31 protein-coding genes and 1 pseudogene are annotated in these 25,882 nt (G+C 70.5%); 21 read left to right on the top strand and 11 right to left on the bottom strand.

The features are described 5' to 3' along the window. Positions 1-13: 13 nt before the first annotated feature. A complete protein-coding gene (locus ACGFYU_RS09765) occupies positions 14-373 on the bottom strand; it encodes a hypothetical protein (RefSeq protein WP_393826729.1) in 360 nt (119 codons plus the stop codon). An 86-nt stretch (positions 374-459) separates the two neighbouring features. Beyond that, positions 460-663: a cold-shock protein gene (locus ACGFYU_RS09760; protein ID WP_030030412.1), complete on the bottom strand. Its 204-nt coding sequence runs from the start codon at positions 661-663 to the stop codon at positions 460-462. A 178-nt stretch (positions 664-841) separates the two neighbouring features. On the opposite strand from ACGFYU_RS09760, the gene ACGFYU_RS09755 reads away from it, so the two are divergent. The 4 genes from ACGFYU_RS09755 (at position 842) to ACGFYU_RS09740 (ending at position 4,029) form a co-directional block, all read left to right on the top strand. Beyond that, positions 842-1,573 (top strand): carbonic anhydrase, encoded by a 732-nt coding sequence (locus ACGFYU_RS09755; RefSeq protein ID WP_393826728.1) that lies wholly within the window; start codon positions 842-844, stop codon positions 1,571-1,573. A 70-nt stretch (positions 1,574-1,643) separates the two neighbouring features. Continuing rightward, positions 1,644-2,978, top strand: a complete 1,335-nt coding sequence (locus ACGFYU_RS09750; protein WP_393826727.1) for an alpha/beta fold hydrolase — start codon at positions 1,644-1,646, stop codon at positions 2,976-2,978. Then, on the top strand, positions 2,975-3,499 hold the full coding sequence (locus ACGFYU_RS09745) for an RNA polymerase sigma factor (RefSeq protein WP_393826726.1): 525 nt from the start codon (positions 2,975-2,977) through the stop codon (positions 3,497-3,499). The genes ACGFYU_RS09750 and ACGFYU_RS09745 overlap by 4 nt, the downstream gene beginning before the upstream one ends. Further along, complete coding sequence (locus ACGFYU_RS09740) at positions 3,496-4,029, top strand: hypothetical protein (protein ID WP_393826725.1); 534 nt, start codon at positions 3,496-3,498, stop codon at positions 4,027-4,029. Before ACGFYU_RS09745 ends, ACGFYU_RS09740 begins: the two co-directional genes overlap by 4 nt. On the opposite strand, the gene ACGFYU_RS09735 is transcribed toward ACGFYU_RS09740, so the two are convergent. Further along, entirely contained in the window at positions 3,941-4,366 is a 426-nt protein-coding gene (locus ACGFYU_RS09735; protein WP_393826724.1) for a MazG nucleotide pyrophosphohydrolase domain-containing protein, read from the bottom strand. The genes ACGFYU_RS09740 and ACGFYU_RS09735 overlap by 89 nt on opposite strands. Beyond that, positions 4,363-5,736, bottom strand: a complete 1,374-nt coding sequence (locus tag ACGFYU_RS09730; protein WP_393826723.1) for a beta-ketoacyl-[acyl-carrier-protein] synthase family protein — start codon at positions 5,734-5,736, stop codon at positions 4,363-4,365. Before ACGFYU_RS09730 ends, ACGFYU_RS09735 begins: the two co-directional genes overlap by 4 nt. 439 nt (positions 5,737-6,175) lie before the next feature. Here ACGFYU_RS09730 and ACGFYU_RS09725 point away from each other — a divergent pair, with 439 nt between their 5' ends. From ACGFYU_RS09725 to ACGFYU_RS09690, 8 genes are all read left to right on the top strand, one after another. Continuing rightward, positions 6,176-6,778, top strand: a complete 603-nt coding sequence (locus tag ACGFYU_RS09725) for a hypothetical protein (protein ID WP_393826722.1) — start codon at positions 6,176-6,178, stop codon at positions 6,776-6,778. Between the two features lie 226 nt (positions 6,779-7,004). Beyond that, positions 7,005-8,006, top strand: a complete 1,002-nt coding sequence (locus ACGFYU_RS09720; RefSeq protein ID WP_393826721.1) for a diiron oxygenase — start codon at positions 7,005-7,007, stop codon at positions 8,004-8,006. Beyond that, positions 8,003-8,950 carry a 2Fe-2S iron-sulfur cluster-binding protein gene (locus ACGFYU_RS09715; RefSeq protein ID WP_393826720.1) on the top strand — a complete coding sequence of 316 codons (948 nt, stop codon included), beginning with the start codon at positions 8,003-8,005 and terminating at the stop codon, positions 8,948-8,950. The genes ACGFYU_RS09720 and ACGFYU_RS09715 overlap by 4 nt, the downstream gene beginning before the upstream one ends. A gap of 61 nt (positions 8,951-9,011) precedes the next feature. After that, positions 9,012-9,809 (top strand): arylamine N-acetyltransferase, encoded by a 798-nt coding sequence (locus ACGFYU_RS09710; protein WP_393826719.1) that lies wholly within the window; start codon positions 9,012-9,014, stop codon positions 9,807-9,809. 4 nt (positions 9,810-9,813) lie between these two features. Next, positions 9,814-10,392 (top strand): RBBP9/YdeN family alpha/beta hydrolase, encoded by a 579-nt coding sequence (locus ACGFYU_RS09705; protein WP_393826718.1) that lies wholly within the window; start codon positions 9,814-9,816, stop codon positions 10,390-10,392. Continuing rightward, positions 10,385-11,617: an MFS transporter gene (locus ACGFYU_RS09700; protein ID WP_393826717.1), complete on the top strand. Its 1,233-nt coding sequence runs from the start codon at positions 10,385-10,387 to the stop codon at positions 11,615-11,617. Before ACGFYU_RS09705 ends, ACGFYU_RS09700 begins: the two co-directional genes overlap by 8 nt. Beyond that, positions 11,610-12,869 (top strand): ATP-grasp domain-containing protein, encoded by a 1,260-nt coding sequence (locus tag ACGFYU_RS09695; protein WP_393826716.1) that lies wholly within the window; start codon positions 11,610-11,612, stop codon positions 12,867-12,869. The genes ACGFYU_RS09700 and ACGFYU_RS09695 overlap by 8 nt, the downstream gene beginning before the upstream one ends. A 177-nt stretch (positions 12,870-13,046) precedes the next feature. Next, complete coding sequence (locus ACGFYU_RS09690) at positions 13,047-13,871, top strand: alpha/beta fold hydrolase (protein ID WP_393826715.1); 825 nt, start codon at positions 13,047-13,049, stop codon at positions 13,869-13,871. Positions 13,872-13,880: 9 nt separating this feature from the next. Here ACGFYU_RS09690 and ACGFYU_RS09685 read toward each other — a convergent pair whose 3' ends face one another. Both ACGFYU_RS09685 and sigJ read right to left on the bottom strand, forming a co-directional pair. Then, positions 13,881-15,083, bottom strand: coding sequence for an NAD(P)/FAD-dependent oxidoreductase (locus tag ACGFYU_RS09685; protein ID WP_393826714.1), 1,203 nt, complete (start codon positions 15,081-15,083; stop codon positions 13,881-13,883). Positions 15,084-15,195: 112 nt separating this feature from the next. Beyond that, a complete protein-coding gene (gene sigJ, locus ACGFYU_RS09680; RefSeq protein ID WP_393826787.1) occupies positions 15,196-16,140 on the bottom strand; it encodes an RNA polymerase sigma factor SigJ in 945 nt (314 codons plus the stop codon). 81 nt (positions 16,141-16,221) lie between these two features. Between sigJ and ACGFYU_RS09675 the strand changes: the two are divergent. Continuing rightward, a pseudogene (locus ACGFYU_RS09675) lies at positions 16,222-16,458 on the top strand (dienelactone hydrolase family protein); the annotation flags it as partial. Between the two features lie 186 nt (positions 16,459-16,644). Here the strand turns inward: ACGFYU_RS09675 and ACGFYU_RS09670 are convergent. Then, positions 16,645-17,226 carry an RICIN domain-containing protein gene (locus ACGFYU_RS09670; RefSeq protein ID WP_393826713.1) on the bottom strand — a complete coding sequence of 194 codons (582 nt, stop codon included), beginning with the start codon at positions 17,224-17,226 and terminating at the stop codon, positions 16,645-16,647. A gap of 120 nt (positions 17,227-17,346) precedes the next feature. On the opposite strand from ACGFYU_RS09670, the gene ACGFYU_RS09665 reads away from it, so the two are divergent. The 8 genes from ACGFYU_RS09665 to ACGFYU_RS09630 all read left to right on the top strand — a co-directional run bounded on the left by ACGFYU_RS09665 (position 17,347) and on the right by ACGFYU_RS09630 (position 22,509). Then, positions 17,347-18,546, top strand: coding sequence for a sensor histidine kinase (locus ACGFYU_RS09665; RefSeq protein WP_393826712.1), 1,200 nt, complete (start codon positions 17,347-17,349; stop codon positions 18,544-18,546). After that, the gene (locus ACGFYU_RS09660; protein ID WP_393826711.1) at positions 18,543-19,181 is read left to right on the top strand and encodes a response regulator; all 639 of its coding nucleotides are present in this window, start codon (positions 18,543-18,545) and stop codon (positions 19,179-19,181) included. Before ACGFYU_RS09665 ends, ACGFYU_RS09660 begins: the two co-directional genes overlap by 4 nt. Positions 19,182-19,775: 594 nt before the next feature. Next, a complete protein-coding gene (locus ACGFYU_RS09655; protein WP_393826710.1) occupies positions 19,776-20,144 on the top strand; it encodes an RNHCP domain-containing protein in 369 nt (122 codons plus the stop codon). Positions 20,145-20,170: 26 nt separating this feature from the next. After that, entirely contained in the window at positions 20,171-20,590 is a 420-nt protein-coding gene (locus ACGFYU_RS09650) for an RNHCP domain-containing protein (RefSeq protein ID WP_393826709.1), read from the top strand. Between the two features lie 102 nt (positions 20,591-20,692). Further along, positions 20,693-21,214, top strand: a complete 522-nt coding sequence (locus ACGFYU_RS09645) for a GNAT family N-acetyltransferase (RefSeq protein WP_393826708.1) — start codon at positions 20,693-20,695, stop codon at positions 21,212-21,214. Between the two features lie 388 nt (positions 21,215-21,602). Beyond that, positions 21,603-21,869 (top strand): hypothetical protein, encoded by a 267-nt coding sequence (locus ACGFYU_RS09640; RefSeq protein WP_393826707.1) that lies wholly within the window; start codon positions 21,603-21,605, stop codon positions 21,867-21,869. After that, the gene (locus tag ACGFYU_RS09635; protein ID WP_393826706.1) at positions 21,866-22,234 is read left to right on the top strand and encodes a hypothetical protein; all 369 of its coding nucleotides are present in this window, start codon (positions 21,866-21,868) and stop codon (positions 22,232-22,234) included. Before ACGFYU_RS09640 ends, ACGFYU_RS09635 begins: the two co-directional genes overlap by 4 nt. Then, on the top strand, positions 22,231-22,509 hold the full coding sequence (locus ACGFYU_RS09630; protein ID WP_393826705.1) for a hypothetical protein: 279 nt from the start codon (positions 22,231-22,233) through the stop codon (positions 22,507-22,509). The genes ACGFYU_RS09635 and ACGFYU_RS09630 overlap by 4 nt, the downstream gene beginning before the upstream one ends. 274 nt (positions 22,510-22,783) lie before the next feature. Here the strand turns inward: ACGFYU_RS09630 and ACGFYU_RS09625 are convergent, their stop codons facing one another. From ACGFYU_RS09625 to ACGFYU_RS09610, 4 genes are all read right to left on the bottom strand, one after another. Continuing rightward, positions 22,784-23,107 (bottom strand): hypothetical protein, encoded by a 324-nt coding sequence (locus tag ACGFYU_RS09625; RefSeq protein WP_393826704.1) that lies wholly within the window; start codon positions 23,105-23,107, stop codon positions 22,784-22,786. Beyond that, complete coding sequence (locus ACGFYU_RS09620; protein ID WP_393645041.1) at positions 23,104-23,469, bottom strand: DUF6247 family protein; 366 nt, start codon at positions 23,467-23,469, stop codon at positions 23,104-23,106. The genes ACGFYU_RS09625 and ACGFYU_RS09620 overlap by 4 nt, the downstream gene beginning before the upstream one ends. 25 nt (positions 23,470-23,494) lie before the next feature. Continuing rightward, entirely contained in the window at positions 23,495-23,689 is a 195-nt protein-coding gene (locus tag ACGFYU_RS09615) for a type II toxin-antitoxin system Phd/YefM family antitoxin (RefSeq protein ID WP_393826703.1), read from the bottom strand. 278 nt (positions 23,690-23,967) lie between these two features. Next, the gene (locus ACGFYU_RS09610) at positions 23,968-25,497 is read right to left on the bottom strand and encodes a serine/threonine protein kinase (protein WP_393826702.1); all 1,530 of its coding nucleotides are present in this window, start codon (positions 25,495-25,497) and stop codon (positions 23,968-23,970) included. Between the last annotated feature and the right edge of the window lie 385 nt (positions 25,498-25,882).

The raw sequence follows: 25,882 nt of genomic DNA, 5'->3' as shown, positions 1-25,882 counted from the left end.
GCGGCCGCCGGGGCTACCGGTCGGAGTAGCTGAAGTCCCCGACGGTCCAGGCGCCCACGTCCTTGACGGCGATCCGGTACATCCCGCCCGTCTCGGGGATGCCCAGGGTGCCCTGGAGGATGCGCGCCACGTGGAAATGCAGATGGGAGGGTGTCGGGGAGGCCGGTCCGGTGGCCCGGAAGACCTCGGCGAACGGGCCGAGTTGATCGGAGTCCTGGAGGACCTCGGCCACACGCTGGCGCCAGACGCTCTCGGGGGCGAGCCGGCCGGTGATGACGGCGCCGTGGACCACGACCGTGAGGGACATCTGATTGGTCTGCTCCGACTCGACCTTGGCGGCGAGATCGATGAGCAGGTCGTCAGGGATCGACATGGGCAGGGACTCTAGCAAGCGCGGGGGCCGGGAGTCGGGGCCCGCACCCGAAGGCGTGGGCCCCGATCGCGGGTATCCGTCGGTGATCAGGCGGGAACGATGTTCTCGGCCTGCGGGCCCTTCTGGCCCTGCGTGACGTCGAAGGTGACCTTCTGGCCTTCCTGAAGCTCACGGAAGCCGGAGGTGGCGATGTTCGAGTAGTGGGCGAACACGTCGGCGCCGCCGCCCTCCTGCTCGATGAAGCCGAAGCCCTTTTCCGCGTTGAACCACTTCACGGTGCCGGATGCCATTTTTGACTCTCCTTTGGAGTAGTGCGCGAAATCGCACTGTGAACAAAACGATCGGGACCCTGTCACCGGATATGGGCCGTCGGGGCTAAAGGGGCCCGCGCCCGTGTGCGCCTCCCGCGGCGTCGGCCGCCGCGCGCTGAATAGTCGCTGCTGCCACGACGCACGAGGGGAACGACCCATGGACAGCACAGGACTTCCGCATCGCAGGGCGCTGCTCGCCGGTGGGCTCGCGGCGGCCGCGGCGGCCCTCGCGGGCTGCTCGGCGAGCACCGCGCCGAAGGCGACGTCCGGCGCGCCCGAACCCCGCCCGGCCACCCCGAAGGCGGCCTTCGCGCGGCTGATGGACGGCAACAGGCGCTGGGTGAGCGGGAAGCTCGAACACCCCGACCGGGACCCCGACCGGCGCAAGCAGCTGGCCGAGGCGCAGGACCCGTACGGGGTGGTCCTCTCCTGCATCGACTCCCGGGTGCCCCCGGAGCTCGTCTTCGACACCGGACTCGGCGACCTCTACGTGCTGCGCACGGGCGGGCAGGCCGTCGGCCCGGTCGTCACCGGTTCCGTCGAGTACGGGCCCGTGACGGGCGGCACCCCGCTGATCCTCGTCCTCGGACACCAGCGCTGCGGGGCCATCGAGGCGGCGTACGAGGCGACGCGCGCCGGCACGGCGCTGCCGGGCAATCTGGAGGCGATCAACAAAGCGCTGCAGCCGGCGTACGCGCGGACGGCCAAGGCCCCCGGGGCCGACCCGGTCGACACGATGATCCGCAACCAGATCAGACTGACCGCGGACGAGCTCCGGGCCAACGCGGACCTCGCCCCACTGGTGAAGAAGGGTTCGGTCGCGGTGGTCGGTGCCTACTACTCGCTCGACACCGGAGAGGTGGAGGTCCTGACCGGCACCCCGGTGTGACCTGGCTCATAGGGAATGTTCTGCCGGTCCGCGCCCTCTTCCTCCCCGAGACGTCCTCAAGGAGGAAGCGATGAGAATCCCGTGGGCCGGTCCGGCCAGGCGCATGTGCCGCGTGGTCACGACCGGATTGATCCTTGCCGCGACGGCCGGCGCGGCGACGGCGGCGCCCGCGACCGCCGCCCCCGTCGCGCCGGGGCAGGTGCGCGAGGCGTACGTGTCGATGGCCGGAGCCGACGCTCCCGGCCCGTCGGAGCGGGACCGGGTGCACGTACTGAAGGTCGGGTCCCCCCGCGCCCGGCAGGTCCTGGTGCTGGTGCCGGGGCAGTTCGCGGCGGCGGGCAGTCTGGCCCCCCTCGCCCGGCAGCTGGCCGCCCGGCGCCCGGACACCCAGGTGTGGGCCGTCGACCGGCGCGAGCAGAACCTCGCGGATCTGGACGGCTTCCGCCGCTCACCGGACCGCGCGGCCGAGTACTACCTCGGCGGGCACTACCGGGCGCAGACCCCGCAGAGCGTCCCGTACACCGCCGAGTGGGGTCTGGCCGTCGAGCTTGCGGACCTGCGGAAGGTCGTCCTCGCGGCGCGGGACGGCGGACGCCGCCAGGTGGTCCTGGGCGGGCACTCCTGGGGCGGGACCACCGCACTCGCGTACGCCGGCTGGGACTTCGCCGGCCGGCCCGGCCACCGGGACCTCTCCGGCCTGGTCGTGATCGACGGCGGGGTGCACGACGCGTTCGCCGGGGAGGGCATCACCTACCGGCTCACCGCCGAGCAGGCGGACGCCTGGCGGGAGCGGATCGGGCGCGGCGAGGTCTTCGACGAGTCGGTCACCATGGGCCGTACGGAGACCTTCGCGATCCTCCAGCAGCTCGCCGGGACGTACGCGGCGGCCGCCCCGGACCAGCCCTCGACGCTCGCCGCCCACCTGCCGGAGTGGCTGCGCCCGGCCTCCGAGGTGACCAACGCCGGCCTGGTCGAATGGCTCTACGTGACCCACCCGCTGGTGCCGGACATCAGCATCAACCCGGCCCACACCCCGCCCGCGGCCCTGGCCCGCGCGCTCGCCGGCCCCGTCCCCTCCGTCAACCAGTGGTACTGGCCCAGCCGGCTCACCCTGGACCTCCAGGCGGCCGACCCCTTCGCCGACACCCCCGTCGCGCGGGGCCTGGGCCTGCGGCTGTGGCACACGCGGGAGATCGACGTACCGCTGTACTCCTTCCAGACCGGGCTGACCCACGGCACCGCCAACACGGCCGCCCGGTGGGTGGTGGAGCAGTCGCGGATCCGCTCCGCGACCTACGCCGAGAACCCGGCCATGACGCACCTGGACCCGCTCTTCGCGGCGCCGGAGAAGAACACCCTGCTGGAGACGGTGACGCCCTTCCTCGCGCGCCTCGGTGAACGGTGACGGGCGCGACGCGGGAGCACCCGGTCACCGCGGATCCGGCGGACCTCGTGCGCGCGGCCCAGCGCGGCGACCGGATGGCGGCCTCGGAGCTCCTCGACCTCCTCACCCCGTACGTGGGGCGGCTGTGCGGTCCGATCGCCCTGCAGGACGGGCCGGACGCCACCCAGGAGGCGCTGATCGTCATCTTCCGCGGCATCGGCCGACTGCGGGAGCCGGCCGCGCTGTTCGGGTGGGTGCGGGTGATCGCCGTACGGGAGGCCGTGCGGGTGGCCCGGCTGGCCGCCCGGTCCGTCCCGGATCCGCTCGACGAGGTGCCGGCGCGGGACGACCCCGAGCTCGCCGCCGACGTACGGGACGTCCTGGCGCGGCTCTCCCCGGCGCACCGTGCCGTCCTGGTCCTGCGCGACCTCGAAGGGCTGGACGAGCACGCGGTCAGCGCACTGCTCGGCGTGCCCGAGCCCACCGTACGGACCCGGCTCTTCCGGGCCCGTCGCAACTTCCGGAAGGCGTGGGGACGTTGAACGAAACCTGGCCGGTCGCCGAACTCGACGCCGTCCGCAGGCTGCGGGTGATCGCCCGCACCACCCCGGGCGCGAGCTTCGCGGACCATCTGCTCGCCGCCCCCTTCGACCGGGTCTGGGCGCTCGCCTCCGACCTGGAGACCCAGATGCCCCGGCTGATCACCGACATCAGCGCGTTCACGGTGACCTCGGCCGCCGGCGAACACCTCGAAGCCCGGGCCCGCAGCCCGCTGGGGATGCGGGCGCGCTTCGACATCGTGCTGCGGCCCGGCTGGTGCCTGATGCAGAGCCGGTTCGTCCTCGGCGGCATGGCCGCCGTACCGGAGGGCGACGGCACCCGCTTCGCCTTCTTCGGCGCCCTGCGCATCCCGGGCCTCCGGCTGATCGACCGGGCCCTGCACCCGCTGGTGGACCCGCTCGGCGCCAAGGCGCTCAAGCGGTTCACCGATCAGCTGGAGCAGGCGGAGCCGCCCGGGTCTGCTCGCGCAGGACGTCGGCCACCCGGGGCGGACGGTACGACGGGCCCTTGAGCACCTTGCCGTCCTCGCGGTACGAAGGGCGGCCGTCCGGGCCGAGTTTGGACATGTTGGCGCGGTGGATCTCGGCGAGGACGGCGTCGAGGTCGATCCCGTGCACTGCGGCGGTCCCGTACGCGATGTAGACCACGTCGGCCAGCTCGTGCGCGATGTCGGCCAGGCGGCCGGACTCCGACGCCTCGGCGAGCTCGGCCACCTCCTCCTCCAGGAGGACCTGGCGGTGGCGGGCCAGCTCCGGCGTGACGCCGGCCGGGGTGTCCGCGAGGTCGAGGCCGAAGGCGCGGTGGAACGCGCGGACCAGTTCCTGTGGCGTGGGGGTGTTGTCGGTCATGCGGCCATCGTCTCCTTCTCGCGGTCCGAGCGGTCCGAGCGGTCCGAGCGCTCCGAGCGGTCGCGGCGCAGGGCGAGGACCGCGTTGTGGCCGCCGAAGCCGAAGGAATTGCTCAGGACGAGGTCGCCGGCGGCCGGCAGCGGGCGCGGCGCGTGCGTGACCAGGTCCACGCCGCAGGCGTCGTCGCGGTCGTCGCACCCGATGGTGGGCGGGATGCGGCCGTGGTCGAGGGTGAGGGCGGCCACCACGGCCGCCACCGCGCCCGCGGCGCCCTGGAGGTGGCCCAGGTTGCCCTTCACGGCCGTCACCGGGACCCCGGGCGCCTGCGCCCCGCGCTCCTCCAGGAGCCGGCGCAGAGCGGTGGCCTCGGCGAGGTCGCCGTCCGCGGTGGCGGTGGCGTGCGCGTTGACGTGGACGACGTCGCCCGCGTCGGAACCGGCGTCGGCGAGCGCGCGGCGCAGCGCGAGGACGATCCCGTCGCCCGAGGGGTCGGGTGCGGCGAGGTGGTGGGCGTCGGCGGACAGGCCCCAGCCCGCCGCCTCGCAGTAGATGCGCGCGCCGCGCGCCAGGGCGTGCTCCTCCGCCTCCAGGACGAGCATTCCGGCGCCCTCCCCGTGGACGAAGCCGTCGCGGTCCTTGGCGAAGGGGCGGGAGGCCCGCTCCGGTTCGTCGTTACGGGTGGACAGGGCGCGCATCGCGGCGAAGGAGGCCATCACGGACGGGGTGATGGCGGCTTCGGTGCCCCCGGCCAGGACCATGTCGAGGTGCCCGAGGCGGATGCGGTCGATGGCCTGCCCGATGGCTTCGGTGCCCGAGGCGCAGGCGCTGACGACGGTGCGCGCCTCGCCGGTGATCCGCAGGTCGAGGGAGACCTGGGCGGCCGGCTGGGAGGGCACGGTCATCGGGGCGGTGAGCGGGGACACGCCCCGCGGCCCCTTGTCGCGCAGCCGGCGGTCGCCGTCGACCAGGACGGGGGCGCCGCCGATGATGGTGCCGACGGACACGCCGACCCTGCTCGGGTCGATGCCGCTGGCGACCGTCCCGGACGCGTCGAAGCCCGCGTCGCGCCACGCCTCGCGGGCGGCGATCACGGCGAACTGGGAGGCGCGGCTCATCCGCCGGGCCTGTGGCCGGGACAGCAGCTCGGTGGGGTCTTCCGGCACGGTCCCGGCGATGCGCACGGGCTGACCGGCGAACTCCGCACCCTCCAGGCGCCGCACACCGCTGCGCCCTTCGAGGAGCCCGTGCCACAGGTCCGGAACGCCGACACCGAGAGGGGTGATGGCACCCAAACCGGTAATGACGACCCGCCGCTTTGTCGCGCGGGTCACTTCGACTGGCCGGCCATGGGGTGGGGTCGGCTGGTGCATAGGGATCTGCTTTCCTGTTCCAGACTCTCAACCGCCCGTGGGTGATAGGCAGTTGGTTGCATGAAAGCGGTCTCGCCGCTGTTTGCGCAAGGCCCTGAGACGCGCGTCACGCTGTACACTGAACCCCAGACCTGAGTCGATAGCGAACCATCGCGGGGGAGATTTAACGATGGGGACAAGTGGCGTTCACAATCGCCCTGTCGTGGCCGACCGTCCCGCCCTTCAGTCCATGGAGTTGCCGCAGCTCCTCCGCGTTTGGCGCGTTGACGCAGGTGTGAAGCTGCGACGGGAAAAGGCGATTCCGCAGAAGGAAGTCGCAGAAATCATGGGCGTGAGCGAGCGTTGGTATCGAAGCCTGGAATCGGGGGATTCCGTATCGCTCTCCAGTGACATATTGGGCCGGCTTTCCGAGGCATTGGTTCTGGGTCCCGACGAGCGGATGGTGCTGTACAGCCGGGCGCTCGACGGCGCCGGCGTCGCCCTCGCGGACGACGAGGGTGCGGCCGAGGACCAGCTCGCCCTCCTGCGCCTGGTGACGGGGCAGACCCAGTTCCCCGCCTATCTCACGGACGGCAGCTGGAACATCCTCGGCTACAACACCCTGATGGCCACCTGGTTCCCCTGGGTGCGCGAACCGGGTGCCAACCTCATGCACTGGGCGCTGACCGAGCAAGAGGCCCGCGAGCAGATGCTGGACTGGCGGCAGCACGCGGAGATCTACCTCGCGATGCTCCGCTTCGCCCTGGCCACGGGTACGGGCGCGGTCAAGGCGTCCTTCGACCGTCTCGTCCAGCGGATCCTGCAGGACGCCGAGTGCCGTCAGCTCTGGGCCCAGGGGCCGAAGGTCGTCGCCTTCCGCCAGGGTCACCGCTACCGGCTGAGCCTTCCCCACGTCTCACCCGAACAGATCACCGTCACCTCTCAGGTGCTCCTCCCCGCCTACCAGCACGGAATGCGCTGCGTCATGCTGCTTCCGCAGAATCCCGTCCTGCCCCCGCGTCTCCACATCCCCGTACAACAGAACGGCAGTTCAGCGGAATAGTCATCACTCTACACAGTTTCTCCGAACGGCGACCGGCAAACATTTGCCGGTCGTCTTTCTTTTGTCCGATTCGACTCTTTATCTGTGCCGACGAATCGGACAACTCCGTACAGCGGCAAACTTCTGCCGCTTGACGGGCAGTTGTGTCGATGGACATCCTCCAGCCAACGACACCACCACATACAGGTCACACGACGGCCTGAGCAGTCACATGAAGGTTTAAAGCATGGCACTGCAATTCGCGAGTACGGCGAACCGGACCGTACTCGCCCGCCGGCACCAAAATCGCCTCGACCAGGCTTTCGCAGAAGCCGACTACCGCAGCCGCTTCCGTACTTGGGAACGGGTCGCCACCGTCCGAAACAGCCCGATGCGGGTCCTGGAAGGCGACGGTGAACTCTTCTTCAGCCCCGAGCTCGTGCCCGCCCTCTCGCACCCGATCCTGGAGCAGGCCGAGCCCCGTATCCGTGAGACCGTCCTGGTCCACCGCCTGTACGAATACCTGAAGTTCACCATCGACCTCGAACAGAGCGCGGTCATCCCCGTCACCGGGCACATCAGCCGCGGCATGTCCGGACTGGACCTGCCCGAGACCATGCTGCTGGACGCCTTCAAGATCGTGACCGACGAGGCCTGGCACGCGCAGTTCACGTACGAGATCCTGCGCGAGGTCCGCACCCGTACGGGGATCGCCCCGGCCCTCCCGGACACGCCGACCTTCACCGCCGAGCTCGCCCGGATCCACGAAGAGCTCCCGAGCCAGATCCGCGGCCTCGACGAGCTGCTCTTCGCCATCGTCAGCGAGACGCTGATCTCCTCGATCCTCGACGAACTGCCCCAGGACAAGCGGCTCCCCGAGGGCGTCCGCGAGATGGTCGCCGACCACGCCGTCGACGAGGCCAAGCACCACTCCTACTTCTCGACGCTGCTGCGGTTCCTGTGGCCCGCGATGACGAAGAAGGAACGGGAGCTGGCGGGCCCGTACATCCCGCGGCTGATCTTCGCGTTCCTGGAGCCGGACTACTCGAGCGCGGCCCTGGGACTGAGGGCGTCCGGCCTGGCCGGGCACGAGGTGGAACAGATCATGAGCGACTGCTACACGCGCGACAAGGTGGTGGACGACGTGCGCCGCGGCGCCGCGCCCACCCTCCAGTACTTCGTCGAGGCCGGGGCCCTGGAGCACGCGGCCACGCTGGAGGCCTTCCAGGAATCGGGGCTGATCGCATGAGGACCGAGACCGTCCGGCCCGCGGCCGTCCAGGCCGCGCGCGCCCTGACGCCGACCGTCACCCAGTACTGGCTCACCGCCGCGCCCGGCGGCCCGGAGCTGCCGGCCGCGATGCCGGGCCAGCACCTCACCCTGCGCGTGGGCCCGCGCTACAAGACGTACACGATCCTGGCATCGGGCGAGGAGGGCTACGAGCTGGCCGTCCGCAACCGCGACCGGGGCGGCCGGCGCGACCACCTCTCGCCCCGCCTGCACGTCGGGGCGTCCGTCCGGGTCTCCGCCCCGGGCGGGAACTTCACCGCCGAGGACGCCACCCCCTTCACCCACTTCGTGGCCGGCGGCGTGGGGATCAACCCGATCCTCGCGGTCCTGTCCGCGGGCCGGCTGCGCGACTGGCGGCTCTTCTACGTGGACCGGGGCGCCGAGGAGTTCCCGTTCCTCGAGCGCGTCCGGGAACTGGCGGGGGAGCAGAACGGCACGGTCGTCACCTTCGACACCGAGGCCCACGGCCGCCCGGACTGGGACGGAGTCGTCGCCGGCATCCCCGAGGGAAGCACGGTCGGCGTGTGCGGGCCGGCCGGGATGGTCGCGGCGGTGCGTGACGCCGTCGAGCGCGCTCCCGGCTCGCGGCAGGTGATCACCGACGGCTCCTCGGCGGGAGCCGCGGGCGACATGCCCCCCTCCGTGGAGGTGGAGTGCGTCAAGACCGGCATCACCTTCGAGGCCGCCCAGCACCAGCCGCTGCTCGACGCGCTGAACCGCAACGGCGTGGGCGTCCCGTCCTCGTGCCGCCAGGGCATCTGCGGGACGTGCGAGGTCGAGGTCCGCACCGGCCGGATCGACCACCGCGACGAGGTGCTCACCGACCAGGAGAAGGCCGAGTCCAGCTACATGCTCCCGTGCGTCAGCAAGTCCATCGGCTCGCGGCTCGTGCTGAACGTCTGACGTCCTCGACGTCCGACGCCGGCGCGGCCATCCCCCCACGACCCATACCGGAAAGACCCCTGTGAACCAGTTCATCGCCGACTACGTCGACCGGATCGGACTCAGCGTGCCGCTGGAGCCGACCCTCGACTGCCTTCGCCGCATCCACGAAGCACACCTGTACAACGTCCCCTTCGAGAACTTCAGCATGCACGGCAACGCGGAGCGGGGCCTGACCGAAGAGGCCCTCCGCGAGACGATCGTGGACCGCCGCCGGGGCGGCATCTGCTTCGAAACGGGGCGGATGATGCAGTGGCTCTTCGACGCGTGCGGATTCGACTACGAGATCCGGCTGGGCGGCAGCGTCAGCCCCAAGGGCCCGGCGACCCACCAGGTCTTCGTCGTGACCCTCGACGCCGAGCGCTGGCTCTTCGACATCGGCTACGGGGCACGGGGCCCCCGCGGCCCGATCCGGCTGGCGGACGGGGAGCAGCTGATCCACCCCGCCCTCTCCACCAGGGTCCGCTTCGACGGCGGCTCCGGCGCCCCCGTCTGGACGGTGTCGATCCACGAACACGCCGTCAACGCGGAGGAGTGGCAGGAGATCTACCGCTTCGTCGACGCCCCGGTCGAGGACGCCGATCTCGACATGGCGCACTTCTACACGACGGCCTCGCCCAACAGCCTGCTGAACCAGCACAAGGTGGCGAGCATCCCCACCCGCACCGGCCGGATCAGCGTGCGCGACGGCAATCTCGTCGTCGTGGCGGACGGCAGCCACACCACCACCCCCGTCGGCGACGCCGAACGGCTCCAGGAACTGCTCGGGCTCCATTTCGGCCTCAGCGTTCCCCTCCAGGACCTCGGGCTCGAAAGGTAATTCCATGCACTACGTGACCGTACCGGGGTACACCGGTTCCGGCCCTGACCACTGGCAGACGCACCTGGAGAACACCTACGACGGGTTCACCCGCGTCATCCAGGACGACTGGGAGACCGTCGACCGCGACGGCTGGGTCGCCCGGCTCGACGAGACCGTGCGCGGCATCGACGGGGAGGTCTTCCTCATCGGCCACAGCTGCGGAGCGGTGACCGTCGCGCAGTGGGCGGCGACGCACCGGGACAGCCGGGTCGTCGGGGCGCTCCTGGTGGCCCCGGCCGATGTCGACGCGGCCGACGCGCTGCCCGCCATCAGCCCGCAGGCACCACTGCCCACCGGCGCGCTGTCGATCCCGACGCACCTCGTCATCACCGACAACGACCCGTACCTGTCGCGGGAGCGGGGTCTGGCGCTGGCGAAAACCTGGGGGAGCAGCGTCGAGACCGTCCCCGGTGGCGGGCACCTGGCCACCAGCGACGGCTACGGCCCGTGGAGCCACGGGGCGGCGCTGATCGAGCGCCACTCAGGACACGTACTCGTACCGTCCCCCGCATCGAACCAGGAACGTGCTCCCCTTGCTTAGCAAACTGTCCGCGGTCCCGCGGCCCATCTACTTCTACCTGGCCGCGTCCTTCTTCATGGGGCTCGCCAACACCATCTTCGACGTGGTGTTCAACTTCTACCTCGCCGAGCGCGGCATCAGCGAGGGCGACGCGGGCGTCATCTACGCCATCGCCACCGGAGCCATGGCGGTCGCGGTCATCCCGCTCCTCTTCCTCGGCCGGTTCATGTCGCAGCGGACCCTGCTCATCGGGGCGTCGGTGCTCTACACCGTTCCGTTCGCCGGCCTGCCGTTCGTGGCCTCGGTCGCCTCGGCCTCCGTCGTCCTGAGCCTGATCCTCGCCGGCATGCTCGGCCTGCTCTCGGTGGGCAACGCGATCGCCGGCGCGCAGGTCCCGCAGGCCGCCCGTACCCACCTGTTCAGCGCGTTCTTCATCTCCTACCTGGGCGCCGGTGTCATCGGCTCCGCCCTGGTCTCCGCGGTGAGCGGCCTGCTGCACACCAGCGACCTGGAGAAGTACCGCTTCTTCCTGCTGCTGTCCTTCCTGGCGGCCTGCCTGATGCTCGTCCTGCGCCTCCCGTCGGCGCGGACGGTCGCGAAGACCGCCGCGGCGGCCGCGCAGGAGGAGACCCGGGCGCCGGTCGAGAAGCGCAACTTCGTGGCCCTCTTCCTGGCGGCCGGCTTCCTCGGCGCCTCGATCGCCCTGTTCTTCCGTTTCGCCAACGTCCTCTTCGCGCAGATCTACGACATCCCGGTGAGCGACATCTCGCTCATCCTGGGCACCGACAAGATCGTCAGCATCTTCGGCGCGATCTTCGCGCCCGTGCTGGTCAAGCGCTTCTCGCTGCGTCCGAGCGCCGCCTTCTTCGGCGTCCTGGCCGTCCTCGGCCTGCTCCTGCAGTCGCTGGCGGTCCCGCTGGCCGTCTTCATCGTGCTCTACCTCCTGCGGCTGCTGTTCAACTACTGCCTGATGCCGCTCCTGGACACGGTCGCCATGTCCGGCTTCGCGCCGGCCCGCCAGATGGTCTCCATCGGCATGCGGCAGTCCTCGTTCTACCTGGGCGGAGCGGTCGCGGCCGCCGTCTACGGAGACCTGCTCGACGGCGGGCAGTGGCAGACGGCCCTGTGGGTCTCGGCGGCCTGCGCCCTCGTCGGGTCGCTCGCCATGACCATGGTGCGGACCAACGAGCCCGCCCCGAGCGCGAAGAGCGACGAGAGCGACGAGAAGGTGCTGGAAAATGCCTGATCCGCACAAGCTGGTGATCGTGGACCCGTACTCCAGCGGCTCGGCGCTCGCCCGCCGGGCGAAGGAGCTGTACGGCCTCGACTCCATCGCCGTGCTGACCTCGGAGACCCTGCCGCCCGCGCTCGTCGCGACGTACCCGGCCGAGGACTTCACGGCGGAGCTGCGCTACTCGGACCTCCTCACGACGGCCGCGGCGGTCGAGGAGCTGTGCGGCGGCCGGCCCGCGTACCTCATCTGCGGGTCCGAGCCGGGAGTGGAGGCGTACGACCTCCTGGCCGCGCACTGGGGGATGCGCCCGAACACGGGCTCGTCCGAGGCCCGCCGCGACAAGTTCCTGATGCAGGGCCGGCTGCGCGACGCGGGCGTCCGCTACATCCCGCACCACCTGGCCGCGGACACCGAGTCCGCGGTGGAGTGGTGTGCCGCGAGCGGACCGGCCGAGTACGTGGTCAAGCCGGTGAAGTCCTTCGCCACCGACGGCGTGTTCTTCTGCTCGTCCCTCGACGAGGTGCGGGCCGCCTGCGAGAAGCTGTTCGGCCGCGACGACCTCGCCGGTGAGCTCATCACCGAGGTCCTGGTCCAGGAGCGCATCGTGGGCCCGGAGTTCGTCGTCGACTCGGTGTCCCTGGACGGCTCGGCCTTCGTCGTCAACATGTTCCGCTACACGAAGGAGACGGTCGACGGGAACCCCGTCTACCGCGCGATGTCCTCGGTGGACGTCGCCGACCACCCCGAGATCGTCTCGTACGTCGAACAGGTCCTGTCGGCCCTGGGCATCGAGAACGGACCCGCCCACAGCGAGCTCATCCTTACCGAGGACGGCCCGGTCCTCATCGAGACGGGCGCCCGCATGCACGGCGGACTGGGCCCGACGCTGGTCGAGGAGTCCTCCTCGCACTCCCTGGTCGACCTGACCCTCGCCTCGCGCGTGGCACCGGCCGACTTCGAGCGCGAGACCCGGGTCCGCCCCACCCTGCGCCAGGGCATCGTCGAGTGCTTCCTCTCCTCCCCGGCGTCGGGCGTGATCGTCGCGAACCGCGTCCGGGAGTCCTGCGGACACCTGGAGAGCTACCTCTTCGACACCTGCGCCCAGGCACCGGGCGACCACGTGGAGAGGACGACGGACCTGATCACCTCGTACGGCCGCGTGGTCCTCGCCCACGCCGACCCCGCGACCCTGGAACGGGACATGAACCACGTCCTCGACCTCGACCGCCGGGCCGCTCTCCTGGAGATCGCCCCCCGCGCGTAGGCGTCACCCTCGAAGGCCCGGGTCACCCGCCGACCTGGGTCTTCGTGTCGGTCCGCCGGTCGCCCGGACGCGTGATGTGCGGCCCGGGGGTGTTGTCACGGTCCGGGTCGCGGTGACTCAATGGCACCGGCCCTGGGCAGCCGCCCGAGGGCGCCGCCCTTCGGTGAGGAGACCGGGATGTCGCGGGTCGAAGTGAACGGTGTCGAACTCTTCTACGAGGCCGGCGGGGACGGCGATCCGCTGGTCCTGGTGCACGGCTCATGGGGCGACCACGAGACCTGGACCCCGGTCGTGCGCGCCCTCGCGCTGAGGTTCCGGGTACTGATCTACGACCGGCGGGGGCACAGCCAGAGCGAACGCCCGCCGGGGCCCGGCTCCCGGTTCGAGGACGAAGAGGACCTCGCCGCGCTCATGGAGACGCTGGGGTTCGCGCCGGCGTACGTGGTGGGCAACTCCTTCGGCGCCTCGACCGTACTGGGCCTGGCGTCCCGGCGGCCGGAACTCTTCCGCGGGATCATCGCCCACGACCCCCCGCTCATGGGCCTCGTGACCGACGCTCCCGACCTGCTGCCGTCGGCCGCCGAGGCCGGCCGGGCGATGGAATCCGTACTGGAGCATCTGCGGGCGGACCGGCCGCTCGACGCGGCACGGCAGTTCGTGGAGGAGGTCGTGCTGGAGCCCGGCGCCTGGGACCACCTCCCGGAGCGGGTCCGCGACACCTTCGTCGCCAACGCCCCCACCGTCCTGGACGAGCAGTCCGACCCGGCATGGGCCGATCTCGACCTCGACGGGCTCTCGCACTACACCGGCCCGGCCCTGCTGTCGAAGGGCACGCAGAGCCCCCCGTGGTTCGCCGCGATCACGGACCGGCTCGCGAAGGCCCTGCCCCAGGCCGAGACCCACACCTTCGAGGGAGCCGGCCACATCCCCCACCTCAGCCACCCCGAGGCTTACGTGCAACGCCTGATCGCTTTCGTCGACGGCAACCGGGACACCGCGTAGCCGAGGAGGTCAGGCCGCGGCCTCCGCCCGTGCGCGGCTCCGGGTCTCCTGCCGTACGACCCGCCGGCGCCGGGACGGCATGCCCACGGTCGGGTTGGCGACGCCCCAGGCCGCGCCCTTGCAGATCAGCTCCTTGTAGCGGGCGGCCAGGCGGCCCGTCAGGGCCCTGTCGACCGCCTGGTCGTCGGCGGTGACGAACTGGATCAGGCCCTCCTTGCGGCCGAGGGAGACGCACTGCTGGGAGTAACGGATGGAGACGCGGGGGACCTTGGTGCCGGTGAGACGGGCGGCGATGGCGTCGGCGGCCTGCCAGGCCATGGGGACGCCCGAGGCACAGGACATGCGCAGGGGCTTGTCGCCCGGGCCCATCGCCATCGCCGCGTCGCCCACGGCGTAGACGTCCGGGTGGGAGACCGAGCGCATCGTGGTGTCGACCACGATCCGGCCGCGGTCGGCGAGCTCCAGGGTGGTGGCCCGGGCGATCGGGTGGACGGCGAAGCCGGTGGTCCAGACCGTGACCTCGGCGGGGACGGTCCGGCCGTCGGCGGTCGTCACGGCGTCCGCCCGCACGGTGTCGACCGCGGCGTGTTCGTGGACCGTGATGCCGAGCCCGTCGACCACCTTCCGCAGGTGGGCGCGGCCCTTCTCCGAGAGCCAGTCGCCGAGGGCTCCGTGGGTGGCCAGGGCGACGTCCAGGTCCGGGCGGGCCTCGGCGATCTCGGTCGCGGCCTCCAGGCCGGTCAGGCCGCCGCCGACCACGACCACGGGCCGTCCGGCGTCCAGGGCGGCCAGGCGGTCGCGGAGGCGGAGGGCGCCGGGGCGGCTGGAGACCTCGTGGGCGTGTTCGGCGGTGCCGGGGACGCCCCCGTCGTTCCAGCCGCTGCCGAGGGCGTAGACCAGAGTGTCGTACTCCAGTTCCTCCCGCTCGGAGCCGTTCGCGCCGGCGACCGTCACCGACTTGCCGTCCACGTCCACGGCGGTGACCCGCGCGAGCTTCAGTTCCACGCCCGTGCCCGCGAACATCTCGGCGAACGGCCGGGGCCTGAGGTCCTGGCCGGCCGCGATCTGGTGCAGCCGGACGCGCTCGACGAAGTCGGGCTCGGGGTTGACGAGGGTGATGGTGACGTCCTCGCGGTGCAGCCGCTTGGCGAGGCGGCCGGCGGCGAGGGCGCCGGTGTAGCCGGCTCCGAGGACGACGATGCGGTGCTGCATGTCCGTGCTCCTGTCTGGGCGGGGCCGCCGTTGTCCGGCGTGGTTTCGCACCTTGAACCGGGCAGGCCCCCGTTTCCTGACAGGATCGGAGTGTGACCTGCGTCACACGTCCTCAGAGGGTGTGGAGCGGGGCCTCCGTGTGGCCGGCCGCGGCCCACTGCGCGGTCGCGCGGACGAGCTTGTCGGGGTTGACCTGGCTGCTGAAGGAGGCGATGCCCTCCGCGGTGACCTCCAGGCAGATGATCCCGACGACCCGGCCGTCCACGACCGCCACGACGGCGGGCCCGCCGTTGGCGGTCGTGGCGTAGATGTCGGGCGCGCCGCCGACATGGGCCCGCTTGGCCTCGCCGGGCTTGAACAGGCCGCGCATGAACGTGGCGACCGCGAGCGCGCCCTCGAACGCCTTCGCGCGGGCCGGAACCTTTCCGCCGCCGTCGCCGACCGCGAAGGCGTCCTGGGTGAGCAGGCGTACGAGGGGTTCGGTACGGCCGCTGGTCGCCGCGGCCAGGAACTCCTCGACGATCCTCCGGGCGGCGGCGTCGTCGATCTCGGTGCGCGCCCTGCCGTCCCTGACGTGCTTCTTGGCCCGGTGGTAGATCTGCTGGCTGGCGCTCTCGGTGATGTCCAGGATCCCGGCGATCTCCCGGTGCGGGTAGTCGAAGGCCTCGCGCAGCACGTACACCGCGCGCTCGCCCGGCGACAGCCGCTCCAACAGGACGAGGACGGCGTACGACACCGACTCGCGCTGTTCGGCGGTGTCGGCCGGGCCGAGCATCGGGTCCCCTTCGAGCAGCGGCTCGGGCAGCCACCTCCCCACGTACGTCTCGCGCCGGGCACGTGCCGAAGTGAGCATGTTGAGACACCAGTTGGTGAGGACCTTCGTCAGCCAGGCCTCGGGCACCTCGATCCGCCGGACGTCAGCCGCCTGCCAGCGCAGGAACGTCTCCTGCACGGCGTCCTCCGCCTCGCCCACCGAGCCGAGCAGCCGGTAGGCGATGGCCTCCAGCCGGGGCCTGGCCGCCTCGAACCGCTCCACGTCACTCATGATCAGCGCCATGCCCGCGATCCTAGGCGCCCCCGTGAGCGCGGGCGTGATGCTGCTGGACGGTGCGAGCGCCAGGCGTTCTTCGCCCGCCTCGTGCCGCTGCTGGACGAACTCACCGTGGAGCGCGCGGTCCGCGACGCCGGGGCCTACCTGGACTTCCTCACCGCCCAGCCCGAGGTCCGCCCCGGCCCGGCGGGAGTCGTCGGCTACTGCATGGGCGCCGTGCTGGCGGTGCGCGCGGCAGCGGCGCGCACCGGCCAGGTGGCCGCCGCGGCGTGCTTCCACCCCGGCCCACTGGTCACCGACACGCCCGACAGCCCCCACCTGCCGGCCCCGCGACTGAAGGCCGACCTCCTCTTCGGCCTGGCCGAGCACGACGGAACCGCCCCGACGTGCGCGATGCGGCGTCCTGACCGGATCCGAAGCGGATCCGGATCGGGCGACGAACAAGCCCCAGGCCGCCGGCCTGGGGCTTGTCGTGGAGCGCCTGCGTCAAGGGCGAAGCCCGCCCCGCTCCTAGCCGATCTGGGCGTAGTTGTAGTACCTGTCGAAGCGCGGCACCCAGATGGTGGGCCAGGGCACACCGGAGGTGCCGCAGGCGCCGAACACCACGGGCGAGCGGCGGCCGGTGTCGTTCAGGCACAGTCCGGTGCCCACCTCCTGGATCTCCCAGTGGTCGCCCTTCTCACCACCCTGGAAGACCCACGTGAAGGTGGCGCAGCCCCAGCCGTCCGCCTGGATCAGGGAGACGCCCTGGTAGACCGATCCGCCCTGCGCGCCGAGGCAGCGCGCGCCGCCGAAGGTGCCGATCGCGAAGTTGCCGTTGCCCAGGCTGTGGAAGGTGAACCGCTGGTGCAGCGCGCCCTTGCAGTCGTACCTCTGGATGATGGCGCCGGCGTTGGTGGTCCCGCCCCGGATGTCGAGACACTGCCAGCTGTACCCGGCCCGCACCTCGTAGATGGGGGCGTTGTACGGGGTGGTGCTGTAGCGGATCGTCGGGTTCTCGGCGGCCTGCGCGGAGGCGGGCAGCAGCATGACGAACAGCGCCGTGAGAGCGGCTGTGACCCCGCTGCCGAACCGGCGGAATTTTTGCGCCATGTTCTCTCCTGACTGGAAACAACTGACCGGGGAGGAGCTTGACGCCGGAGAAGCTACCGAGATCCACTGAGCTTCCGGTACCCACCCTTTCAGGGGGGTGTGTTCACTGCGGAGGCTGTGGTGAGGGTGGGCTCGGGTCTGCAGCGTGCCCAGCGGTTCATGATGCTGGCGACCGGCCTGTACCGGGCCAGCCACCTGACGGCGGGCTTCGCGGCCGTGCTGCGGAAGGCGCCGGGCGAGTTCCTCCCCTGGGCGGTGTTCGGCGGAATCCTCGCGTCCAGTGCGTGGTTGTACGGGAACGCGTACGCACGGGGCTGGTTCGACCGGCGCTGGGTGTGGGCCGACGTGCTGGTGACCGGGTGCTCGGTGCCGCTGCTGGTGTGCCTGGCGACCGGTGCGCGGTCGGGCGGCGGCTGGGTGCCCGGGGGCGCCGAAGTGGCCGTGTACGGATGGCTGTTCCTGCTGGGCGGGTCGGTGAGCGCGGCGGCGGGCGTCGCTCTGGCTCCGCGACCGGCCGTGGGGGCCGTACTGCTCCTGCTCGGCACCACGCTGGCCGCGTACCTGTGGGTGATCGGGCCGGAGGCGGCGCCGGGGTCCGCGCTCGTCGGGCACCTCAACTCGGTGGTCTCCTCGGCCGTGATGGCCAGGGTCTTCTGGTGGTACCTGCGTCGCCAGGGCACCCAGCTGGACGAGGCCAAGGAGCGGGCGCTGACCGCCGAGGCCGAGCGGGCCCGGCAGGCGGAGCGGATCGCGCACCACCGGGCCCTGCACGACACCGTGCTGGCCACGCTGACCACGATCGCCGCCGGCCGGGTGGACGCCAACGCGCCCCTGGTGCGCGAGCGGTGCGCCCGCGAGGCCGCGTACCTGCGGCGGCTGATCCAGCGCGAGGACGACCCGGAGCCCGCCGGTGCGGAGGCCGCCGAGGTGGCCGTCGGGACCGCGCTGGAGGAAGCGGTGCACTCGGCCGAGTGCCTGGGCCTGAAGGTCACCGCCCAGTACCACGAACTGCCGGCGGTGCCCCGCCCCGTGGCCACCGCCCTCGCGGCCGCCGTGTCCGAGGCGCTGAACAACGTACGGTGCCACGCCGCGACCGGACAGGCCTTCCTGACGGCCGTCGGGGTGGGCGGGGGCGTGTCCATCACGGTGGTGGACCGGGGCGTCGGCTTCTCTCCGGGAGCCCCGGGGGGCGGCACTCCGGACTCAGGGACCGGGCTGAGGCGCTCCATCCACGCCCGGCTGGCCGAGATGGGCGGACGGTCCGAGGTCGACAGCGCCCCCGGCGAGGGCACCAGCGTGCAGCTGCGGTGGCTCGCGTGATCACCGTGGCCGTGGTGGACGACGACCGGATGCTGCGCGAGGGCCTGAGCTCCTGGCTGGCCGGGGTGGAGCGGTTGCGGCTGCTGGCCGCGGTGGAGACGGTGGACGAGCTGCTCGCGGTGGGCGGCCGGGCCGCCGACGTGGTGCTGCTCGACCTGGTGCTGCGCGACGGCTCCGTCCCCGAGGAGAACGTCCGGCGGCTGTGTGCGGAGGGCAGCCGGGTGCTGGTGATCAGTACGGTCGCGGACCCGGCCCGGATCAACGGGACGGTGGCTGCCGGGGCGGACGGCTACCTCACCAAGGACCACTCCCTGGAGACGCTCGTGGGCGCCGTGGAGACGGTGGCCGGGGGTGGTACGGCGCACTCCGTCGAGCTGGCCTTCGCCTGGGCGCACGACACCGGCCCGGCCCGGCCGCCGCTGGCGCCGCGCGAGCTCCAGGTCCTGCTCGACTACGCCTCCGGGCTCACGCTGAAGGCCACCGCGCGGCGGGCGGGCGTCAGTCCGAACACCGCCAAGTACTACCTGGACCGGGTCAAGGAGAAGTACCAGCGGGCGGGTCGCCCGACGTACACGAAGATCGACCTGGCCCTGCGGGTGCGGGAGGACGGGCTGACCCCTCAGGACCGCCCTTAGCCCCCATGCGATTCGCCGCCCAATCCGACGCCCCGTTACGGCAGTCATGGAGAACAAACCAGCCCCAGGTCGCTGATCTGAGCTTGGGAATCTACTGCGCGGAGCGGTGTCATATGGCCTCTGACCTGCGGAAACAGATCCTTTCCGGCCCGAGCCTCGGATACGGGCGGAGACTCGCGCGTACGCGAGGCCGGGTTCGCCGATGCGATCGGTGGCAAGGGTGGCCCGAACTCACCGCGTGCCGTTCCGGGGTGCGCGCGTCACTGCCGACACTCGGGGGTCCGCTCGGTCGAATAATGCGTTGACACCCCCGGAAGGCATCCTGTTAACCTTCGAAGGTCGTTCTGATTCGTTCTGGGCCTGTGTGCCCTGGAAAAGGGTGTTTGATGTCCCGGCCCGCGCCGAGTGCGCCTCGCCGTACCGCGTAACCGTCCGCTGCTTTTCGCTGCCCGTTTCTCCGGGCCGCTGCCGGACGTGTCCTCCGGTGCTCTGACCTGCCTGTCCGCCGTTCTGCGGCGTTGTCGGGCTGCCTTCTGACGAGGCCACTTGGCCTGCTCTTGCTGTCTTGACCCACTTCCAGCAAGGAGCACCCGGGTGTCCAGCCACACCACCACCAACAACACTCTCAACCTCAGCACCTTCGCCTGCGCGTGGTGCGGGCTGACCGTGTCCGCGTACGCCGCCGACGGCGTGCTGCGCAACCACTGCCCGTCCTGCCTGCACTCCCGGCACGTCCTCGATCACATCGAGGGCGGCCCGAGCGACTGCGAGGGCCGGATGTCCCCGATCGCCATCGCCGTGCTCCGCACCGGTGACTGGATGGTGATCCACCGCTGCGCGCGCTGCGCCGAGCTCACCTCGAACCCGGTCAGCGCGGACGGCAACCAGCTGATCCTGATGCGCATGGCGGTCCGCCCGCTGGCCCAACCGCCCTTCCCGCTCGAAGCGTTCGGAACTCTCTGAGCGCCCGGACAGGAAGGAGCACCGTCATGTCACGCAACAACAAGAGCAGTCGTGGGCGGCGCCGCCCGCAGCGGCACAAGGACGTCCTGCACACCCAGGGCGGACACCGGGCGAACGACTTCCGGTGCACGTCCTGCCGCCTCGACGTCTCCCTGGACGCGCCCGGCACCGCGCACCGCAACCACTGCCCGAACTGCCTGGCGAGCCTGCACGTCGACCGGAAGATCCCGGGCGACCGCGACGCGGACTGCCGCGGCCGGATGGAGGCGCTGGGCATGTCCGTCCGCACCGACGGCGAGTGGCTGATCATCCACCAGTGCGCCTCCTGCGGCGAGCTCAGCGCCAACCGCATCGCCGGCGACGACAACCCGCTCGCCCTGGTCCGCCTCGCCCTCAGACCCCTCGCCGACCCCAAAGCCGCCGGCCGCGTCCTGCTCACCCTGTGACCCGGCCGCGTCGGCTGCGGGCGGGGCGCACCCGAAGCCGCGCCCCACCCACGGCACCCCTGCCCACGACCATCACCTCCACAGAAACGGAACACCCCAGCAGTGAAGATCAGGACCGAGACCCCGCACGACATCGACCGGGTACGCGAGGTGATCACCGCGGCCTTCGGCTCCCCGGAGGACGCCGATCTCGTGGACGCCCTGCGCGCCGACGCGTGCTGGATCCCCGAACTCTCCCTCGTCGCCGAGGACGAGAACGGAACCGTCATCGCGCACATCCTGTTCACCCGCGCCGGCATCGGCGGCACCCCGGGGCTCACCCTCGCCCCGGTCTCCGTCGACCCCGCCCACCAGGGCACCGGCATCGGCAGCACCCTCATCCGCGCCGGCCTCGACGCCGCCCGCGCCCTGGGTGAACACACCGTCACCGTCCTCGGACACCCCACCTACTACCCGAGGTTCGGCTTCGAACGTGCCGACGCCCACGGTGTCACCTGCTCCCTGAGCGCCGGCCCCGACGAGGCCAAGATGGTCCTGTCCCTCGACGACCGCCCCGTCCCGCCGGGTGACATGACCTTCGGCAAGCCCATGGCCGACGCGATCAGCGCCTACCAGCCGGAATAACCGGAAGCAGCAAAGCCCCAGGTCGCTGACCTGGGGCTTTGTCGTGGAGCGGATGACGGGAATCGAACCCGCGCTATAAGCTTGGGAATCACCCGGTACTTGCGGCGGAATGTGGCTCTGACCTGCGAGAACGGTTACTCGCGACCTTGCGTCGGCCCGCTGGGCGACTCCTCTCGTGACCGCTGTTTACCGCTCCTACCGGCACGTTGTGGCACGGCCTCCGGTGGGCTGGCGTCGCGCACTCGGGGCCATCCTGGCGGTCGCCGACATGACGGGCTGCGGCTCGGCGTCGTTTGCCCATCGCCGCCTGCCGTACCTGTTCTCGCCGCGATCGCGCTTCCGGGTGGCGTCATAGCGTCACATCAAGATGACGGTTTATGCTCGGGCTGTGCGAGCTACGAGCGACCCCCTCACTGACGCCGAGAAGGCCGACCTGGACGACGCCCTCAAGGTCGTCCGCCGAGCCGAGGAGGCCCTCGCGCGGGCCCAGGTGCACCTCAACCGTACGGCGGGCCGCATCGGCTCCGCCGACCGCTACGGGCAGAAGGCCGCGGTAGGCCGCCGCGTCGGCTGGTCTCGCCAGCACGTCACCGCCCTCGCCAACGCCTACCGGGCAGGCGAACCGGATCAGGAGGAAAGGACCGAAGCCGCATGAGCACCGCGCCCCAGCCGTCCGCCGTCCCGCAGCCCCCCACCCAGCCCGAGGCCATCCGCGCGGCGCTCGCTCAGGTTGCCCCACATCTCCTTGCCGACTTCGACCGCGACCGCGCGGCCAGCACGGCCCGTGCCCGCGCCGAGGTCTCAGCGGTTCCCCTACGCGCATTCACGGAGGCTTGGGCCGTCGAAGTGGCCATTGCCCGGCACCCGGAGACCGCCGCCAGGCTCCACGCCCTGGAAGCCCGCGCCGGAGAGGTCACCGACCTTGGCGAGGCCCGAGACATCGCCGGCGAGATCAGCCGCATCCGCAACGCTGCCGCCATCGAGGCCGGCCTCCGTACCGCCGGCGGGGCTGCCTGGTGACCGACGACCGCTGGGTGTGGGAGTACGCCTTCCATGCCGAGGACGAGGTGGGCTATCCGAAGTCCGTCCGGGACGAGGTGAAGGCCGTTGCCGACCAGATCGTCGAACTGGCCAACCTCGGTGTCGACCCGTCCGAACTCGGCGACCCCACCCCCGGTACGGCTCGCCGCCACACGCTTCCTTCCGGAGGATGGTTCGAGACCCAGGCGCTGCCCCGCATGCGGCCACGCCTCCTCGCAATGGTCCTGGTCGTGCCGCCACCGCATTTGCTCTGAACGACGAAGGCCCCGGTCTGTGACCGGGACCTTCGTTCACGAGCGGATGACGGGAATCGAACCCGCGCTATAAGCTTGGGAATCACACGGCACTTGGGCCCGTGCATGGCGCCTGACCTGTAGGAACGTGCGCTGACGGCCTCGTCGTGATTGCTTCGGCGGCCCCCTTGATGACCGCTGCATACCGGTCCTACTGGCACGTTGTGGCACGCTCCTCCCGGCGGGAGCGCCGGAGTGGATGCCTCCGTGATGCGGGGTTGAGGCGGCGCCGGGGTCAGGCCCAGAAGGCTTCGGTCACGACGATCTGGGGCGCGGCGTGTCGGCCTATGAAGGTGTAGACGAGCCAGCCCCGTCCGCCGGCCAAGTCCACGATGTGGGGGCCGCCGGGGTTGGTGGAGGCCAACGGCCGGACGGTCATCCAATGCGGAAGCGAGGCATCGGCGTCGATTCCCCGGAAATAGGCGTCGTCGGCAGTGACCAGCTCGGCGCGGGCGCTGATGACCAGGTCCCGGCCTTCGGCGGGCATGCTCTGGAAGTCGTCCTGAGCCTGCTTCGTCCAGTCCATCTGCCAGGGTGGCCGGGGTGGTTCGTCGATCACTCGCCCGGCTCCCTCTCGGCGGCTTCGTGCCGAAGACGGCTGTACTCCTCCAGAAGCCGCATGGACTCCTCGGGGTCTTCGGACGTGGCGGCGCGAGCTTCGAGATCGCGCATGTGGGAGTCAAGGACGGGATCTCGCGCTATGGCGTACTGCGTCCACCACAGGCGCATGAACGCTGGCACTGGTGTGACGCTGAAGGCGTTGCCGATGACGCGCTTCCAGTGGGCTTCGAAGTCGGGGAGGAGGTGTGGGGCGTGTTCCTGGATCGCCAGCCGGAGCGCTTGGGGGGTGCGTTCGGGCATGGGCGGCAACCGCCGGGGTTCCCCCTCGTACTCTTCGAAGTGGAGTGCATGGGCGGGCATAGTTCGGGGCTCCTTGGGCGGAGGGTCAGGCCGCGTCCTGCCGGGCTTCGTGCGGCTGCTGTCGGCTGGTCATCTGCTCGAACCACTCGGCTGGAACCAAGTAGGCGACGGTCTTCCCTTTGCGGGTGATAGCCGCGGCCTCGCCGGCGATCCGGGTCCGGTCCAGGATTTCGCCCATCCCCTTACGAAGGTCGATGGTCGTGTACGTCTTCGTCTCCATAGGCTCCAGTGTATGACAACTCTCATAGTTGAGATATGTGTCTGTGGCGACCTCGACTCAACACGGGAGGGTGTGCGGAGCTGGTGCGCGGCATCTGAACGGGAGTTGAGGTGCGTGCAGGGCATGGCAGGGGGTGGGAGGTCTAGGCAACAAACAAGCCCCGGGACTGTGACCTGGGGCTTTGTCGTGGAGCGGATGGCGGAATGGGGCGACGTGCGAGCGGCTTCAGAGTGCGGCTGTCGTGCACGGAGGCGCTGCGCGGCAGGGCGTGTCGCTCATCAAGTGGTTGTGCTGTACCCCTTGATATCTCCCATGAAGCCGCCGCAAACCTGAACCGATCCCTGAACGACAACCACTGTGTATGCGCCGAACAGTGCCACAGGGGCCGTCTCATTGAGCGGGCGTGGCAGCTGCGTAGCTACCTGGTCAGGCCAATTGAACGACCACTCCGTCTTCCCTTCGGGAAAGAGTAAATGGACGTCCTCGCCTTTCGGGAATTTGACATGGATGACCACTCTCTCATCCAGTCGTATGTTTGGATTTATTCGAACCTTGATGGCGGCTTTGGATAGATATTCTCCGTGGCGCGCTACGGGGGTCACCGTGACGCCGAATCCGTCCGCTGCATCGACTGGGGCGCCCAGGTCCATGACACACTTGTCTTTGACAGGGTTGTAGTCCAGTGCCCCGATGAGCCTGCTGGTGTACTCGTCATCCCCCTTCTCCGAAGAGGAGGGGGATGGGGCGGGTTGTACTGGTGTCTGTGACGCGGTCGGGGTGGTGGCGGCGTCTTTCCTGCCGGCCTCGTCCCGTCGGAGAATGGGCGGCCCGAATGTTGCTGCCGCTGCGAGGAAGGCGGAGACCGCGGCAACGGCCACGGGTAGCCACTTCCGCCTGTGGTGCCGCTTCCTTGCTCCCGTAGCGACGGTGGCAGCGAAGAGGGGCTCTGGTTCCTCCACGCGTGCCCACGGAAAGGCGACTCCTGTTTTGTCGGCGCCGTGGTCGCGCAGAGATGTCAGATAGGCATGCAGCTGACTTACGCTGGGCCTACTGTTGGGGTCCTTGCGCATGCATGAATCGATCAAGCCGCGTAACTCTTGCGGAACCTTCGACAAGTCGGGTTTTCCATGGACGGCGTGATATTGGGCAGTCAGGGCGTCGACCCCTTTGAACGCGTGCTCTCCAGAGGATGCGTAGACCAGAACGGCGCCGAGTGAATAGACGTCCGATGCAGAGTCGATGGCTTGCCCCTGCACCTGCTCCGGGGAGTAATAGCCGGGCGTTCCCAGGACCGTACCGGTGCGAGTTGCGTTACTGAAGTCTGCAGCATAAACAAGCCCGAAGTCGATGATCTTGGGACCCTCGGGGGTCATCAGTACATTGCCTGGTTTGAGATCACGGTGCACGAGATCAGCTTTATGGATCGCTGCCAGCCCGAACGTCAATCCTAATCCCAGGTCGACCGTCGCCGAGAGATCCAGGGCGCCTCTTTCCTGCACGTAGGCGCGGAGTGAGAGACCGTTGACGTACTCGGTGGCGAGCCACGGATCGGGGGCTGCGGTGTCGAAGCCGATGACGCGAACCGTGTACGGGCTGCGCACAGCACTAGCCGCAGCAGCCTCGCGGGCGAATCTGCGCCGGAACTGTTCGTCCTGGGCATGCTCACCCTTAATGGTCTTGATGGCCACGTACTCGCCCTGGCCATCGCGCCTGGCCAGATAGACGGTTCCCATGCCCCCGGTGCCCAGCCGTGCCGCAAGCTGAAACGAGCCGATGCCTCTCGGGTCGCCATCCTGTAGGTCCTGCACGCATGCTCTCCCTCCCGAGGCGCAGAGGCAGAGGGTAGTCGTTTCGATGCGCCTCCGCGACCACTTGCGATCACTACCAATCCCCCGTCCTGCAGGTGGAGTTCGGCATGTGCCGGAGGGCCGTGTCGCCGACTGAGAAGTGCTGCCCGGCCCGGACCGCCGTGGTCCACCGACACTCCGACCGCGAGCGGCAGTAGGAGGCCGCCGAGGGGCTGGACGCGATGGTGAAGGCCGTGTGGAGGGAGGCCGTGGGCAAGGCCGGTCCGGAGGCGAGTGGTGCGCAAGTGGTGCGGGACTCCTGAACCGGTCTAAACAACGACGAAGCCCCAGGTCGCTGACCTGGGGCCTCGTTCAAGAGCGGATGACGGGAATCGAACCCGCGCTA

Source organism: Streptomyces sp. NPDC048337 (genome assembly GCF_043201175.1).
In the GTDB taxonomy this organism is placed as follows: domain Bacteria; phylum Actinomycetota; class Actinomycetes; order Streptomycetales; family Streptomycetaceae; genus Streptomyces.
The sequence above is the reverse complement of the archived record's forward strand: the minus strand, read 5'-3'. Positions and strand labels throughout refer to the sequence as shown.